Origin of the sequence: Micromonospora sp. KC207 (genome assembly GCF_004348615.1) — a bacterium.
Taxonomy (GTDB): domain Bacteria; phylum Actinomycetota; class Actinomycetes; order Mycobacteriales; family Micromonosporaceae; genus Micromonospora.
On record NZ_SMKJ01000040.1, the window covers coordinates 17,554 to 32,397 of the forward strand.

At 72.6% G+C, this 14,844-nt stretch carries 15 protein-coding genes and 1 riboswitch; of the genes, 8 read left to right on the top strand and 7 right to left on the bottom strand.

Features of this window, described 5'->3' with window-relative positions; genetic code table 11:
* Positions 1 to 84 precede the first annotated feature (84 nt).
* From E1258_RS07740 to E1258_RS07750, 3 genes are read left to right on the top strand one after another with little or no spacing between them, the layout of a single operon-like run.
* On the top strand, positions 85 to 786 hold the full coding sequence (locus tag E1258_RS07740) for a UDP-N-acetylglucosamine acyltransferase (protein WP_132398164.1): 702 nt from the start codon (positions 85 to 87) through the stop codon (positions 784 to 786).
* 4 nt (positions 787 to 790) lie between these two features.
* On the top strand, positions 791 to 1,030 hold the full coding sequence (locus E1258_RS07745) for an acyl carrier protein (protein ID WP_132398166.1): 240 nt from the start codon (positions 791 to 793) through the stop codon (positions 1,028 to 1,030).
* Positions 1,023 to 1,766 (top strand): SDR family NAD(P)-dependent oxidoreductase, encoded by a 744-nt coding sequence (locus tag E1258_RS07750; RefSeq protein ID WP_132398168.1) that lies wholly within the window; start codon positions 1,023 to 1,025, stop codon positions 1,764 to 1,766. The genes E1258_RS07745 and E1258_RS07750 overlap by 8 nt, the downstream gene beginning before the upstream one ends.
* 72 nt (positions 1,767 to 1,838) lie before the next feature.
* Here the strand turns inward: E1258_RS07750 and E1258_RS07755 are convergent, their stop codons facing one another.
* The 3 genes from E1258_RS07755 to E1258_RS07765 are packed head-to-tail and all read right to left on the bottom strand — an operon-like array spanning position 1,839 to position 4,404.
* On the bottom strand, positions 1,839 to 2,291 hold the full coding sequence (locus E1258_RS07755; RefSeq protein ID WP_132398170.1) for a DapH/DapD/GlmU-related protein: 453 nt from the start codon (positions 2,289 to 2,291) through the stop codon (positions 1,839 to 1,841).
* A 4-nt stretch (positions 2,292 to 2,295) separates the two neighbouring features.
* Entirely contained in the window at positions 2,296 to 3,231 is a 936-nt protein-coding gene (locus E1258_RS07760; protein ID WP_132398172.1) for an NAD-dependent epimerase/dehydratase family protein, read from the bottom strand.
* 27 nt (positions 3,232 to 3,258) lie between these two features.
* Positions 3,259 to 4,404 carry a DegT/DnrJ/EryC1/StrS aminotransferase family protein gene (locus tag E1258_RS07765; RefSeq protein WP_132398174.1) on the bottom strand — a complete coding sequence of 382 codons (1,146 nt, stop codon included), beginning with the start codon at positions 4,402 to 4,404 and terminating at the stop codon, positions 3,259 to 3,261.
* 126 nt (positions 4,405 to 4,530) lie between these two features.
* Between E1258_RS07765 and lhgO the strand changes: the two genes are divergently transcribed.
* Positions 4,531 to 5,727 carry an L-2-hydroxyglutarate oxidase gene (gene lhgO / locus E1258_RS07770; RefSeq protein WP_132398176.1) on the top strand — a complete coding sequence of 399 codons (1,197 nt, stop codon included), beginning with the start codon at positions 4,531 to 4,533 and terminating at the stop codon, positions 5,725 to 5,727.
* Between the two features lie 31 nt (positions 5,728 to 5,758).
* Here the strand turns inward: lhgO and E1258_RS07775 are convergent, their stop codons facing one another.
* On the bottom strand, positions 5,759 to 6,394 hold the full coding sequence (locus tag E1258_RS07775) for a TetR/AcrR family transcriptional regulator (RefSeq protein WP_132398178.1): 636 nt from the start codon (positions 6,392 to 6,394) through the stop codon (positions 5,759 to 5,761).
* A 224-nt stretch (positions 6,395 to 6,618) separates the two neighbouring features.
* Between E1258_RS07775 and E1258_RS07780 the strand changes: the two genes are divergently transcribed.
* The 4 genes from E1258_RS07780 (at position 6,619) to E1258_RS07795 (ending at position 11,732) form a co-directional block, all read left to right on the top strand.
* The gene (locus E1258_RS07780; RefSeq protein WP_132398180.1) at positions 6,619 to 7,515 is read left to right on the top strand and encodes an ABC transporter permease; all 897 of its coding nucleotides are present in this window, start codon (positions 6,619 to 6,621) and stop codon (positions 7,513 to 7,515) included.
* Positions 7,508 to 8,329: an ABC transporter ATP-binding protein gene (locus E1258_RS07785; RefSeq protein WP_207919464.1), complete on the top strand. Its 822-nt coding sequence runs from the start codon at positions 7,508 to 7,510 to the stop codon at positions 8,327 to 8,329. Before E1258_RS07780 ends, E1258_RS07785 begins: the two co-directional genes overlap by 8 nt.
* A gap of 143 nt (positions 8,330 to 8,472) precedes the next feature.
* A complete protein-coding gene (locus E1258_RS07790; RefSeq protein ID WP_132398182.1) occupies positions 8,473 to 9,972 on the top strand; it encodes a bifunctional cytidylyltransferase/SDR family oxidoreductase in 1,500 nt (499 codons plus the stop codon).
* Between the two features lie 44 nt (positions 9,973 to 10,016).
* Positions 10,017 to 11,732, top strand: coding sequence for a CDP-glycerol glycerophosphotransferase family protein (locus E1258_RS07795; RefSeq protein ID WP_132398184.1), 1,716 nt, complete (start codon positions 10,017 to 10,019; stop codon positions 11,730 to 11,732).
* Positions 11,733 to 11,954: 222 nt separating this feature from the next.
* On the opposite strand, the gene E1258_RS07800 is transcribed toward E1258_RS07795, so the two are convergent.
* The 3 genes from E1258_RS07800 to E1258_RS07810 form a co-directional block, all read right to left on the bottom strand.
* Positions 11,955 to 12,809: a C39 family peptidase gene (locus E1258_RS07800; protein WP_207919465.1), complete on the bottom strand. Its 855-nt coding sequence runs from the start codon at positions 12,807 to 12,809 to the stop codon at positions 11,955 to 11,957.
* A gap of 217 nt (positions 12,810 to 13,026) precedes the next feature.
* A riboswitch (cyclic di-AMP (ydaO/yuaA leader) is annotated at positions 13,027 to 13,169 on the bottom strand.
* Positions 13,170 to 13,477: 308 nt separating this feature from the next.
* Entirely contained in the window at positions 13,478 to 14,248 is a 771-nt protein-coding gene (locus E1258_RS07805) for a hypothetical protein (protein WP_132398188.1), read from the bottom strand.
* Between the two features lie 143 nt (positions 14,249 to 14,391).
* Positions 14,392 to 14,772 carry a hypothetical protein gene (locus tag E1258_RS07810; protein WP_132398190.1) on the bottom strand — a complete coding sequence of 127 codons (381 nt, stop codon included), beginning with the start codon at positions 14,770 to 14,772 and terminating at the stop codon, positions 14,392 to 14,394.
* Positions 14,773 to 14,844: the final 72 nt, after the last annotated feature.

The window sequence follows — 14,844 nt, forward strand, 5'->3', positions numbered from 1 at the left end:
TCGGTCCGGTAGGCTGGCCGACCGAAACCCAACCGGTCACGGGCGGCGGTGATCCGCCCGGCCGAAGGCGCAGAGCGGACACGCATGGCTAACAGAATCCACCCCACCGCCGTCGTCGGCGCTGATGTGGAGCTCGGCGACGACAACGTGGTCGGCCCCTACAGCGTCGTCGTCGGCCCCTGCCGGATCGGCAACGGCAACTGGTTCGCCCCGCACGTGGTTATCGGGACACCGGCCGAGTACCGGGGCAGGCCGCACCCGGCGGCCTGGGACGGCGAGTCCGACGGCGCCGGCGTGGTGATCGGCGACAACAACATCCTCCGGGAGTTCGTCACCGTCAATCAGGGGACCGAGGAGACCACCCGCATCGGCGACGACTGCTACCTGTTGGCCCGCAGCCACGTCGGCCACGACTGCCTGGTCGACGACGGCGTGACCCTCACCGACGCGGTGCATCTCGGCGGGCACACCCACGTCTGGTCGTGGGCGAACGTCGGCATGGGCACGGTCGTCCACCAACGCACCCAGATCGGGCCGGGCGCGATGATCGGGATGGGGTCGGCCGTGCGCCGCACCGTCGAGCCGTTCACGATCGCGGTCGGCAACCCGGCGCGGGTCACCGGGGTGAACCGCGTGGGGCTGTCCCGGCGCGGCTGCGCCGACGACGTGATCGACCAGTTCGAGAGCTTCCTCAAGGGCCGGGCGGAGCTGCCCACCGGCCTGCCGGTCGAGGTGGTCGAGCAGATCACCGCCTGGACCAAAGTCATCTCTGCCGAGAAGGAGTAACCCCGTGTCGCTGTCCGACCGCCTCCGCGCCGTCTTCGTCGAGACCCTCGAACTGGGCGAGGACGTGGACGTGGAGAACCTCAAGTACCGCGAGATCGAGCAGTGGGACTCGCTGGGCCACATGACCCTCGTCGGGGCGATCGAGGACGAGTTCGACGTCCAGCTCGACACCGAACAGGTCATCGACATGAGCAGCTTCAAGGTCACCCTGGACATGCTGTCCGGGATGGGCGTCCGTGACTGAGTCGACTCGCGCCCTCGACGGGCGGGTGACGGTGGTGACCGGCGCCACCCGGGGGATCGGCCGGGCCACCGCCGAGGCACTGGTCACCGCCGGCGCCTCGGTGATCGTCACCGGGCGCGACGGCGACCAGGCGCAGCAGGTGGCGAAGGAGATCGGCGCCGTCGCGGGCCACGGGCTCGACGTCACCGACCCCGAGGCGGTCGGTGCGGTGTTCAAGGCGATCGCGTCGGGGCACGGCCGGATCGACGCGCTGGTGGCCAACGCGGGTGTGCTGGAGAACGCGCTGATCGGCATGATCAAGCCGGACCTGGTCGCCCGGATGCTGGACACCAACGTCGCCGGGACCATCTCCAGCGTCCAGGCCGCGGCCCGGGTGATGATGCGCAAGAAGAGCGGGTCGATCGTCCTGCTCGCGTCCATCCTGGGCGAACGCGGCAGCGCCGGGCAGACCGCGTACGCGGCCTCGAAGGCGGCGGTGGCCGCAGTCGCCAAATCTGCGGCGAAGGAGCTCGGGCCGCGCGGCATCCGGGTCAACGCGGTCGCGCCCGGGATCATCGAGACCGACCTGATCCGCGACCTGCCCGCCGAGGTGATCCAACAGCGGGTCGCCGACACCGCGCTGCGCCGGCTGGGCCGCCCGGACGACGTCGCCCGGGTCATCCGTTTCCTGCTCAGCGACGACGCCGCGTTCGTCACCGGGCAGGTCATCGGCATCGACGGCGGCTTGGTGCTCTGATCCGACCCGGCCCGCAGAGCAACCCGGCCCCGGTGAGCACAGCTCACCGGGGCCGGCTGGTACGTGCCGGCGTCAGTCGGCGGAGGAGGGGTCGAGGGCCACGAACTCGGGTGTGCCGTCGGCCGCGAACTCGACCCGGGCGACCGGGCGGGCCGGCACTCCGGCGACCACCGTCCGGGCGGGCACGTCCCGGGTGACCACCGCGCCGGCCGCGACCACGGCCGAGTCACCGATGGTCACCCCCATCATGACGGTGGCGTTCGCTCCGATGAACACCCGGTCGCCGATGCGGACGGGCGCGCGGTCGACCGTGGCGTAGGCCCGACCCGAGACGCAGCGCTTCGCGGACGAGTGGGTGTAGATCTGCGCGCCGCTGGAGATGTCGCAGCCGACCCCGATGGTCAATCCACCGGAGCCGTCCACGACGGTGAAGGCACCGATCCAGGTGCCCTCACCGATGACCGGGTCGCCGGCGACCCAGGCGTGCGTGTTCCATTGGTTCGGCGGCAGCTCTGCGGCGGGCACGTGCTCAGGCGGCCGGCGTCGAGTTCCGGACCAGCTCGTGCATGCCCTCCTCCACGGTGATCCGCGGCTCCCAGCCGAGCACCTCGCGCGCCCGGGTGATGTCGGCGGCCCGCCGGCTGACCAGCACGTCGCGCGGGTTGAAGATGGGCTCGACGTCGGCACCCACCGCCTGGATCAGGATCTTGGTGAGCTGCGCGATGGAGGTGTCCACGCCGGTGCCGATGTTGACCGGCAGGTTGTTCCGCTCTGACTCCAGGGCGGCGACTACGCCCCGGGCCAGGTCGGTGACGTGGATGAAGTCCATCGACTGCTCGCCCTTGCCGTCGATGATCGGGGCCTGGCCGGCGCGCAGTCGCTGGATGAAGGTGTTGATGACGCTGGTGTAGTACGCCTCGATCTTCTGGCCGGGGCCATACACGTTGAAGAAGCGCAGCGCCACCCAGGACAGCCCCTTGCTGCGCTGGTAGAAGCCGAGCAGGTCCTCGCCCGCACGCTTGGAGATGCAGTACGGGGTGAGCGGGTTCAGCGGGTCGTCCTCGTGCATCGGCAGCTTCTTCGGGTCGCCGTACACCGACGCCGAGGAGGCGAAGACCAGCCGCTGCACGCCGTGGTCGGCGGCGGCGGCGAAGACGTTGTTGTTGCCGACCATGTTGATGTCGATCGACTCGTACGGGTCGGCCTGGCTCTTGTTGATCGACACAGTGGCGAAGTGGATGACGTGGGTGCATCCCTTCATCGCGTTGTGCACCGCGCCGCCGTAGCGCACGTCCTGCTCGACCAGCTCCACGTTGCCGGTCTTGACCAGCTCGTCGACCCGGGCCCGGTCGCCGCGCGCCATGTTGTCGAGGATGCGGACCTGGTAGCCCTTGTCCAGCAGCAGCGGGATGACGTGCAGGCCGATGAAGCCTGCGCCACCGGTGATGAGGACCTTCTTGGTCATGCGGATCAGTTCCCTTCTTCAGGCTGGTCAGCGACCGGCGGCGACCGCGGTGACGACCTCGCGCACGCTCGCGGCGACCCGGTCGACCTGCTCGTCGGTCAGGTTGGCGTGCATCGGGATCGCCAGGTGACGGGCGAAGACGTCGGCCGACACCGGGCAGGGGTGCGCCGGCTCGTTGTAGAGGGGCTGCACGTGCGAGGCGTACGTGCCGAAGTTGCACTGCACGCCGCGTCGGCGCAGCCGGGTGGCCACCGCGCCCCGGTCCACCGAGGGGTCGAGGGTGAGGATGTACGCCTGCCAGGGGTGCTCCCGGTCCGGCAGCTCGGCCGGCACGGTGACCAGGTCGACGTCCTTGAGCAGTTCGCCGTAGCGGGCGGCGATGCGCCGCTTGGTGGCGATCAGGTCGGGCAGCCGGTCGAGCTGGGCGAGCATGATCGCGGCGGCCACGTCGGAGAGCCGGTAGTTGTAGCCCAGCTCGTCGAAGGTGGGGACGGGCAGGTCGGTGGAGGCGGCCCGGGTCAGCGCCCCCTCGATGCCGTACGTGTGCAGCTTGCGGGCGTGGGCGACCAGGTCCTCCCGGTCGGAGGTGAGCGCGCCGCCCTCGCCGGCGGTGATGCCCTTGCGGCCGTGGAAGCTGAACGCGGCCACGTCGGCGAGGCTGCCGGCCGGCCGGCCCTTGTAGGTGGCGCCCGCCGCGCAAGCCGCGTCCTCGACCAGGAACAGACCGTGCCGGTCCGCGATGGCCCGTAGCTCGTCGTAGTCGGCCGGCTGGCCGGCGACGTCGACGGCGACGATGCCGACGGTACGGGGGGTGATCGCCGCCTCGACGGCGGCCGGGGCCACGGTCCAGATGTCGGGCCGGACGTCGGCGAAGACCGGCTTCGCGCCCGCCCACATCACCGCGTGCCCGGTGGCCGGGAAGGTGTAGTCACCGACGATGACCTCGTCGCCCGCGCCGGCACCCAGGGTGAGCAGGGCCAGGTGCAGGGCCGAGCCGCAGTTGTTCGTCGCCAGTGCGTGGGCGGTGCCGGTGGCGGCGGCGAATCGCTCCTCGAAGCGGCGGCAGGTGGGCCCGGCGCCCGCCAGCCAGCCGGAGGCGAACACCTCGGCGATCGCCGCGAGCTCCGCCGCACCGACGGTGGGCTGGCCGAGCGCGATGACGTCGTCTGACATGAGGCTCCCTAGAAGACGGACCCGGTGAGTGTAGGCACCCCGGGTCGGCGGCGACGAATCGGGCACGCCGGGCGCTGGTTACCATCGGTCGTCGCCGCCGGCGGCGACCGGGCAGGGGAGAGCGAGATGACGAGGTTCGTGGTCGTCGGTGGCGGCATCGTCGGCCTGGCGGTCGCCCACCGGCTGGTGACCGACCGGCCGCGCGACTCCGTGACCGTCCTGGAGAAGGAGGCCGGCTGGGCGGCGCACCAGACCGGCCACAACTCCGGCGTGATCCACGCCGGGGTCTACTACAAGCCGGGCAGCCTCAAGGCGACCCTGTGCAGGGCCGGCAGCGCGTCGATTGTCGAGTTCTGCGCGGCGCACGGGCTGCCGTACGAGCTCTGCGGCAAGCTGATCGTCGCCACCGACCCGGCGGAGGTGCCCCGGCTACGCGCGCTGCACGAGCGGGCCAGCGCCAACGGCCTGCCGGTGCGGCTGATCGGGGCGGCCGAGGCCGCCGAGTACGAGCCGCACGTGTCGGCCGTCGCCGCGCTGCACGTCGCCTCGACCGGCATCGTCGACTTCCGCGCGGTCTGCGGCAAGCTGGCCGAGCTGCTCGCCGCCGGCGGGGCCGACCTGCGTACCCGCGCCGAGGTGACCGGGGTGACCGACCGGCCGAAGGGTGTGGTGGTCACCACCACCGCCGGCGAGGTGGTCGCGGACGTGCTGATCAACTGCGCGGGGCTGCACGCCGACCGGATCTCCCGGCTGGCCGGGGTGCCCACGCCGGTGCGGATCGTCCCGTTCCGGGGCGAGTACTACGAGCTGACCCCGCAGCGGCGCGACCTGGTGCGGGGGTTGATCTACCCGGTGCCGGACCCGCAGTTCCCGTTCCTCGGGGTGCACCTGACGAAGATGATCGACGGCAGCGTGCACGCCGGCCCGAACGCGGTGCTGGCCACCGCGCGGGAGGGCTACTCGTGGGGGCGGTTCAGCCCCCGCGACGTCTGGGACGAGCTGACGTACCGGGGGCTGTGGGCGCTGGGCCGGCGGCACTACCGGTACGGGTTGACCGAGGTGGCCCGGTCGCTGTCGAAGGGGCGGTTCGCCGCGAGCCTGGCTCGGCTGGTGCCGGAGCTGACGCCGGCCGACATCGTCCGGGCCGGCGCGGGGGTGCGCGCGCAGGCGATCCTGCCCGACGGGGGCCTGGTCGACGACTTCCTGATCGTCGAGACGAACCGGCAGGTGCACGTGCTCAACGCCCCCTCCCCCGCCGCGACCAGCTCGCTGGAGATCGCCCGGCACATCGTGTCCCGGCTGCCGCTGGACGCCGCCCGCTGAGGCGGAGGGGCGGGCCGGCGGACGGGACGGCTCAGGCCGAGGTGGCGTCGCGCTGCCGGGGCACGGCCACGGCGGCGCCGAGCCCGGTCGCCACGGCCTCGACCAGCGCGTCGAGGTACGCCTCGGTCGGCATCGTGCGGGTGATCGCAAGCCGCCAGTACAGCGGCCCGACGATCAGGTCCACGGCGGCGGCGGGCTCGGTGTCGGCGGGCAGCTCGCCGCGGGCGACGGCGCGGGCGACCAGCGACCCGCCGACCTCCTGTTGCTTGGCCCGCAGCACCGCCTGGAGGGTCTCGTCGATCTCGGGGTTGCGGGCCGCCTCGGCCAGCAGGTCGGGAACGATCTGCGCGGCCAGGGGGTGACTCAGGGCATGCGCGACCACGCGCAGGAGCAGGCCGAGGTCGCCGCGCAGGGTGCCGGTGTCCAGCGCCGGCAGCTTGCTGCCCGCTGCGGCGGCGACGACCTCGACGACCAGCTCCAGCTTGGAGCTCCACCGGCGGTAGATCGCGGTCTTGCTGACCCCGGCCCGGCGGGCGACCGCTTCGATGGAGAGCCGGCCGTAGCCGACCGCGGCGAGTTCCTGCATCAGCGCGCGCCGGATGGCCGTGGTGATCTCGCCCCGGAGCACCGCCGCGCCGGCCGGCGGGCGCCTCTTCTCGGTGGTCACGGCGAGTTCTTTTCGGGCGTCACGGCAGATTCTCCTCGGCTGTCACGTGGGACAATGTACCGCAACGACGGTACGGTTGCGTCCCGACGTAGTTATGGACTACCTTCCACCCAGCGACGAGGCGGCGCTCCACGCACCGGCCACCCTCGAATCCGTCGTCGCGCTCATCCCGTTGGTACAACAGACGCACCCCGCTGGCACGACAAGATCGGAGCGCCCATCCCATGGCCAACACCGCGCTGGCCGACCCCGACGCCGGCCTGACCCAGGCGCAACTGGCCGCCCGGTACGGGCTACGGGTCGCCGGCGAGCGGCCGTCCCTGGCGGAGTACGCCCGCCGCCTGTGGGCCTACCGGCACTTCATCGCCGCGTACTCGAACGCCAAGCTGGTCGCCTCGTTCAGCAACGCCCGGCTCGGGCAGCTCTGGCAGGTGCTGACCCCGCTGACGAACGCGGCGGTCTACTACCTGATCTTCGGCCTGGTGCTGGAGCAGAAGAGCATCCCGAACTTCATCGCGTACCTCACCACCGGGCTGTTCATCTTCAACTTCACCCAGACCGCCGCGCAGAACGGCACCCAGTCGATCACCGGCAACCTGGGGCTGATCCGGGCGCTGCACTTCCCCCGGGCCTGCCTGCCGCTGGCCGCCATGCTCACCCAGTTCCAGCAGCTCATTGCCTCGCTGGTGGTGCTGGTGGGCATCGTGCTGGTCACCGGCGAGCCGCTCAGCCTCGAGTGGCTGCTGCTCATCCCGATCGTGCTGCTCCAGGCGCTGTTCAACGCCGGCCTCACCATGGCGGTGGCCCGGATGGGCTCGAAGGTCGCCGACCTCAAGCAGGTGATGCCGTTCCTGCTGCGCACCTGGATGTACGGCTCCGGCGTCCTCTACAACGTCGCGCTGTTCGAGCAGAACCTGCCGGGCTGGGCGACCCGGATCGTCGAGGCGAACCCGATGCTGGTCTACATCGAGCTGGCCCGGCACGCGCTGCTGGAGGGGGCGCCGCTGCTCAACTCCTCCATGCTCCAGGCGTGGTCGTACGCGGTGGGCTGGGCGGTCGTGATGGGCGTGGGTGGTTTCATCTACTTCTGGCGGGGCGAACAGGAGTACGGCCGTGGTTGAGCACATCGAGGCGTCCAACGACGTCACCGTGACGCTGCCGAGGATCGTCGAGCGCATCCCGACCGTGGTGGTCGACGACGCGCACGTGATCTACCGGGTGCACCAGGGCGCGGCGGCCGGCACCAGCCCGGTGGCCGCCCTGAAGCGGATCCTGTCCCGCACCTCGGCGCCGAACGTCCGGGAGGTGCACGCGGTCAAGGGCGTCAGCTTCACCGCGTACCGGGGCGAGGCGATCGGGCTCATCGGCAGCAACGGCTCCGGCAAGTCCACCCTGCTGCGGGCTATCGCCGGCCTGCTGCCGGTCAACCGGGGCGCGGTCTACACCCAGGGGCAGCCGTCCCTGCTCGGCGTCAACGCCGCCCTGCTCAACGACCTGCCCGGCGAGCGGAACGTCATGCTGGGCTGCCTCGCCATGGGCATGCAGCCGGCGGACGTGGCGCGGCTGACCCCGGAGATCATCGAGTTCTCCGGCATCAACGAACGCGGCGACTTCGCCTCGCTGCCGATGCGGACGTACTCCTCCGGCATGGCCGCCCGGCTGCGCTTCTCCATCGCGGCGGCGAAGAAGCACGACGTGCTGCTGATCGACGAGGCCCTGGCCACCGGCGACAAGGGCTTCCGCAAGCGCAGCGAGCAGCGGGTCCGGGAGCTACGGGAGGACGCGGGCACCGTGTTCCTGGTCAGCCACCAGCTCTCCTCGGTACGGGACACCTGCGAACGGACGATCTGGCTGGAATCGGGCGTGCTGCGGATGGACGGCCCGACCGACGAGGTGCTGCGCGCGTACGAGGACTTCTCCAACAACAAGAAGTAGAGTCGCGGCGTCCGTACGGTTTCGTGCGGGTGTCTTCCCACCGCGTCGCCCCTGGGGGGCGGCGCGGTGGTTGCGTTATGGTTCACCCGGCCGCCGTGCGGCCGTCACCCCCTGTTCGCAAACCGTGAGAGCGAGGATCGGCAATGACGCAGGACCACACCACTGGCCCGGCCGCCACACCGGAGACCCCGGCGCCGTGGCGGCCCTCGCGGACGGTGGCGGTGGTGCTGGCGGGCGGCACCGGGACCCGGCTGGGGCTCGGCATCCCGAAGCAGCTGCTCAAGATCGCCGGCAAGCCGATCATCGAGCACACCCTGGCGGTCTTCGAGGCGGCCCCCGAGATCGACGAGATCATCGTGCTGATGGCCGACGGGCACGTCCCCGACGCCCAGCAGATCGTCGACAAGGCCGGCTTCCGCAAGGTCAGCAAGGTCATCTCCGGCGGCGACACGCGCAACGCCACCACCCGCATCGCGCTGGACGCGATCGGCGAGGGCGACGTCAACATCCTCTTCCACGACGCGGTGCGCCCGCTGCTCAGCGGCCGGATCGTCCGGGAGTGCGTCAACGCGCTCTGGACGTACTCGGCGGTCGACGTGGCGATCCCCTCGGCCGACACGATCATCCAGGTCGACGGGAACGACTGCATCACCGACATCCCGGTCCGGTCCACGCTGCGCCGGGGCCAGACCCCGCAGGCGTTCCGGTCGGGCACCATCCGCGAGGCGTACCGGATCGCCGCCGGCGACCCGGACTTCGCCGCCACCGACGACTGCGGCGTCGTGCTGCGCTACCTGCCCGGCACCCCCATCAAGGTGATCGACGGCTCGGACGAGAACATCAAGGTCACCCACCCGGTCGACGTGCACCTGGCGGACAAGCTGTTCCAGCTCGCCGCCGCGCAGGCCCCCCGGCTGACCGACCGGGGCTACACCGAGGAGCTGACCGGCCGCACGATCGTCGTGTTCGGGGGCAGCTACGGCATCGGCCACGAGCTGACCGAGCTGGCCCGCCGCTACGGCGCGCAGGTCTTCCCGTTCAGCCGCTCCACCACCGGCACCCACGTCGAGCGCGCCAAGGACGTCGAGGCCGCGCTGAAGACCGCCTTCGAGGCCACCGGCCGGATCGACCACGTGGTGGTCACCGCCGGCGTCCTGGAGAAGGGCGAGCTGGCGGAGATGAACCAGGAGAGCATGGACCGGGTCCTGGACGTCAACTTCGTCGGGCCGGTCACCATCGCCCGGCAGTCGCTGCCGTACCTGCAACAGACCAAGGGCCAGCTGCTGCTCTACACCTCCAGCTCGTACACCCGGGGCCGGGCCCGCTACGCGCTCTACTCGGCCACCAAGGCCGCCCTGGTCAACCTGACCCAGGCGCTGTCCGACGAGTGGGCCGAGTTCGGCGTACGGGTCAACTGCATCAACCCGGAGCGCACCGCCACCCCGATGCGCACCAAGGCGTTCGGCGAGGAACCTGAGCACACGCTGCTGGCCGCCGAGACCGTCGCCCAGTCGTCGCTGGACGTGCTGATCTCCGAGCTGACCGGGCAGGTCATCGACGTACGCCGGGCACCCGGCGAGCTGCCCGGAGCGAGCGTGCCCACCCAGGCCAGCCGCGCGGTCTCCCCGGCTGCGGCCGGCTGAGGCTGCGACGACCCACCGCGACGGGCGAAGGAAGCGGAAGCGACATGCGTGGTGACCTGGTCAGGAAGCTGACCGCCCGGGTGGCGGCCACCGGCCTGACGGTGCTGGCGTTCCTCACTCTCGCCCTGACCGGGGCGACGGGCTGGGGTCTGGCGCTCGCGGTGGCGGCCCTGGCCGCCGCCGGTTGGGAGCGGCGGGTCCGCCCGGCTGCCGACAGCACGGCCGAGGCGGTGCTGCTCGCCGCCGCGATCCTCGTCGGGTACGCCCGGCGGCTCGACGCCGGCTTCGACCCGGCGCTGACGGCGACGGCCCTGGTGCTGCTGGGGCTGGTGCTGCTGGTGGGGCCGCTGCGCCAGGCCGGCGACCTGGAGATCCGGGCGGCGAACCTGCCCGTGCGGTCGTGGACTCCGCTGGTCGCGGCCCGGCTCGGCGACGCGCTGCTGGTGCTGCTCGCCGGGGTGGCGCTGGCCGCCGCCCTGGTGCTGCCGGCCGTGATGGCCCTGCTGGCGGCCCTGGCCGTCGGGGCGGTCGCCGGGACGGTCGCGGCCGGCCTGGCCAGGCGGCGCTTGCGGCCCAGGGCCGGCGGCGGGGCGGTGACCCGGGTGCTGCGTGCGCACCGGCCGGAGTTCCTGCTGCACTTCTCCGCTCCGCCCGGGTCGGAGTACCAGGTCACCATGTGGCTGCCGTACCTGGAGCGGATCGGCCGGCCGTTCTTCGTGATGGTGCGGGAGCCGGAGTTCCTCGCCCCGCTCGCCGCGGCCACCACCGCCCCGGTGGTGTACTGCCCGACGCTCAAGGCGGTGGACGAGGCGCTGGCGCCGAGCCTGAAGGTGGCGTTCTACGTCAACCACGGGGCGAAGAACAGCCACCTCATCCGGTTCTCGCAGCTCACCCACGTGCAGATCCACCACGGCGACAGCGACAAGGCCCCGAGCGCCAACCCCGTCACGGCGCTGTTCGACCGCAACTTCGTGGCCGGCCGGGCCGCGATCGACCGGTACGCCCGCGCCGGGGTGGACATCCCGGCGGAGAAGTTCGTCGTGGTCGGCCGCCCCCAGGTCGAGGCGATCGAGGTACGCCGCACGCCGACCCCCGGCCCGGCGAACCCGACTGTGCTGTACACCCCGACCTGGACCGGGCACCACGCCGACGCGAACTACTGCTCGCTGCCCGTGGGCGACGCGATCGTGCGGGGGCTGCTGGCCCGTGGCGCGACGGTGATCCTGCGCGCCCACCCGTACACCGGGCAGAACCCGGCGTCGGCACGGCAGCTCGCCCGGCTCACGGAGCTGTTGGCGGCGGACCGGGCCCGCACCGGGCGGCAGCACGTCTTCGGCGCGGCGGCCAGCCGGGAGCTGTCCCTGGTCGACTGCGTGAACCGCTCCGACGCGCTGGTTTCGGACGTGTCCGGGGTCATCTCCGACTACCTCTACTCCGGCAAGCCGTACGCGGTGACGGACATGGTCGGCGACGGCGACCGGTTCGTCGAACGGTTCCCGCTGGCCGGCTCGGGTTACGTGCTGCGGCGCGACGCGGGCAACCTCGACGAGGTGCTCGACCTGCTGCTGGACACCGACCCGAAGGCGGCGGCCCGCTGGGGCACCCGGGCACACTACCTGGGCGACTTCCCCGCCGAGTCGTACGCCGAGGCGTTCCTGGCGGCGGCCCGGCGGGAGCTGGAGCCGGGCTGGAACCCGTCGGTCCCGCATGCCGCCGACACCGCGGCGCAGGTGGGCTCGCCGCTCTCCCCCACCGCCTGAGCGTCCCGCCCGCCGTACCTGCTCGCCGGCCGAACACCACTTGCGGTCGTCACCCCTGGTGCGAAAATCGCACACTCGGCGACAGGACGGGCCAACGCACGAAGTCCCGGGCCTCCGCCCGCTTCCGCAGGAGTGATCCACCTGCGGCCCAGCGGATGCGAAGACGGCACCGGGCCCCGGCTTGCGGAAGCAGCGCCGGGGCCCGGTGGGGGGAGGGTGATATCAGGCCGAGTAGCCCCGGGTCGCGGCCCAGTGGGCCAGCGCGGCGGTGCTGATCCAGTACGCCGGGACGGCCGGGTCGGCCGAGTCGGCGATCCGCACGGCGCGTCCGGCGTCCCGGTAGCCGACGACGGCGATGTAGTGGCCGCCGGGAAAGGAGTGCCAACCGCCGTCGACGTCGGTGGCGTCGCCGGCGATGTTCACCACGACACCGCGCCCGGCGCTGATCGCCTTCACCACGTCGGCCTTGAGCTGGTCCGTCTGGGCCGGGGTGGCGGCGCCGCCGGGGATCAGCCGGGTCCGGTACGGGGCACCCTTGACCATCTCGTTGAGCACGCGGGTGGTGTCGTAGGCGGAGTTGGTGCCCATCTCGGTGGTGCCGAGGTCGGCGGCCAGGCCGTCCTGGGTGCTCGCGACGCCGGTGGCGGAGAGCGCGTTGCGCACCGCCGCGGGACCGCAGTAGTAGTACGTGGTCTGGGCCTCGTAGTCGTAGTCGAGGACCTTGGACGACGGCGGCTTCGGGGCTGTCGGCTTCGCCGTGGTCCGCTTCGGCGTCGCCGTGGCGGTCAGGTCGGGGTTCGGGGTGGAGCTGGACGACGGCGAGGCGCTCGGTGAGGCCGGCACGGCGAGGCGGGCCTGGGCCCGGCTGGCCGCGCCGTCGAGGCGGGGTGCGACCTCGGCCACGGCGGCGTTGGTGGTCTGCTGCGGTGCGGGGGCGTCGCGGACGGCGACGAGCAGCGCGCCGGTGCCGGAGGCCAACAGGAGCGCTGCGGCAGAGCCGGCGACGACCTGGTACGGACGCTCCGTGGCGAGTCGCCGCAGGTGCCGCTTGAGCTGATCGTTCACGTGTTCCTCCACGGGACGGGGGCGGAGGCGGAGGCACCCGGGCGTGCGTCGTCGCACGGCGGCGCGGATCGTGTCCGCGGCCGGTGGGGTCCGCTTTCGAAAGGGCGCCGCTCAGGCGGGCGTACGGAAGGGTGCGACGGTCAGTGCGCCGGCTCGGCGGCGGACACGGGCACCGGGCTCCGTGGTGGAGGAACAACCCGGGGGGTGGGGTCGAACTGCACGAGAATGGAACTCCTTCCGACACCGCCTACCGGGTTAGCTGACGGATTCGGGCGGGAAGATCGCCCTACCACGGGCCGTAGCCTGCGGATTCACCCCGGACGTGCAATGGGTCCCCGGTTCGTGATGATCACGATTGAGCGGGTCGGCGCGGCGTCGCCTCTTGCGAACGGGTACCGCACCGGACGGGCCGACACTACTGGCCGGCCGAAGCCCTGCCAACCCCTTCTCACCTGCTTAAACATCCAATACTGGCCTCGTTTACGGGCCATTCGGAGCTGACGTGTCTCAATGGGATGCTCGGCTCAGACAACGTCAGCGGACCGTAACGGAACAACGGGTCGTGATCGTCGGCGAACTGCGGCGACCGATCGGACCGAATGGGCCGGCTGCCCGATTCCGGACGGGCGTGACCCGACTCACGGCGAAATCCCGGAGATCGCAGCGGGGTGGTCGCACGCTCAACCGATGCGGGCCGGCCGCCAGCGGGCCAGCCGGTGGCCGGTGGCCGGGACGGGCTGGCCGGCCGCCGCGCGGGGAGCCGGCGATCGGCCGGGCCGGACGCGCTGGGCGGCGGCGTACGCCTCGGCGGCCAGCGCCCGGGCGGCTTCGGCGGCCAGGTCCGCGTCGCGCCACGCGGCCCGCTCGCGCTCGGCGGCGGCCCGGTACCGGGCCAGCCTGCCGTCCCGGACCGCCCGGGCCAGGACGACCTCCTGCTGCACCGGGTGCAGGCGGGGGTCCCAACCGCCCCGGCGGGCGAAGACGTCGCAGAGCTGCCCGATGGACAGTTCCCCCCGCAGGTGGGCGGCCGTGGCGGCGTGGTGCAGCCAGCGCTCCCGACTCGCGTACTCGGCGGGGGTGCGCGGCGTGCGCGGCGTAGGCAGGGCACCCGCGTCGCGGAAGCGCCGGGCGGCCGTCTCCGCCTCGTCGTACGCCTGCCAGGCCTGCTCGGCCGCGTCCTGGGCGGCCATCCACGCGGCCCACCGCCGGCGGGCGGTCTGCGCGGCCCCGGCAGCGGCCACCGCCACCTCCTCGGCGTACCGGCGCAGATCGGCGACCGCCTGGGCGGCCGGCGCCACGGGCCGGGCAATGGCTTCGGCGTCGGCCGGCCGGTCCCGCGCCGGGCGGGCGACCAGCACGGTGAGCACGCTGAGCGCCACCACGAGCAGCACGGACCAGATGGCGGCGGCCAGCGGCACCTCGGTCAGGAACCGGGAGAGAACGATGTCCATGATCGGCACCTCACGGGCGGTGGAGGCGGAAGGGGTTCCGCACCGCCGGGCGGGACGAGTGCGGCGTCCTGGGTCCGGCGGGCGGGTGTGCGGCGGTGAAGTTCCTCGGCGACAGCGGTGACGGGCGCGGCCCGTCGTGTGGCTCAGGCGCCCGGCGGCGCGCGGGGGCCGGCGGCCTCAGGGGCGAGCCCGGCCGGCACCCGACGCGAGGCCGCCACGGCAGACACGGAGTGTCCGGCCGCAGCCGGCGGCAGCGCGTCGGTCTGCGCGAGCGGGCCGGCCGCCGGCTCGGTGAAGCCGGTGCCGGTGGAGTCGGTGCCGGTGGAGTCGGTGGAATCCGTAGCGTCGGGGGCGCCGGAGGCTGCCGCGACCGGACCGGAGCCCGCGCCGCCGGCAACCACCGGGCCGAGCGGCAGCGACGCGGCGCCGAGGGAGAACGCGACCACGACGGCCAGGCTCGTCAGCATCCGCGCCGTCCAACGCGCGACCCACCACAGGGGACAGGTCAGCGCGACGGGAAGCACACGCCCACGCTACCGTCACCGGTCGCACGACGCACCGCTGCGGGCGGGTGAGCGAGGCGGGCCGGTCAGGGC

Coding starts and splice junctions, on each gene's coding strand:
- E1258_RS07805 (WP_132398188.1), bottom strand. CDS start 14,248: ATGGACATCGTTCTCTCCCGGTTCCTGACCGAGGTGCCGCTGGCCGCC.
- E1258_RS07790 (WP_132398182.1), top strand. CDS start 8,473: ATGACGCAGGACCACACCACTGGCCCGGCCGCCACACCGGAGACCCCG.
- E1258_RS07760 (WP_132398172.1), bottom strand. CDS start 3,231: ATGACCAAGAAGGTCCTCATCACCGGTGGCGCAGGCTTCATCGGCCTG.
- lhgO (WP_132398176.1), top strand. CDS start 4,531: ATGACGAGGTTCGTGGTCGTCGGTGGCGGCATCGTCGGCCTGGCGGTC.
- E1258_RS07780 (WP_132398180.1), top strand. CDS start 6,619: ATGGCCAACACCGCGCTGGCCGACCCCGACGCCGGCCTGACCCAGGCG.
- E1258_RS07795 (WP_132398184.1), top strand. CDS start 10,017: ATGCGTGGTGACCTGGTCAGGAAGCTGACCGCCCGGGTGGCGGCCACC.
- E1258_RS07765 (WP_132398174.1), bottom strand. CDS start 4,404: ATGTCAGACGACGTCATCGCGCTCGGCCAGCCCACCGTCGGTGCGGCG.
- E1258_RS07740 (WP_132398164.1), top strand. CDS start 85: ATGGCTAACAGAATCCACCCCACCGCCGTCGTCGGCGCTGATGTGGAG.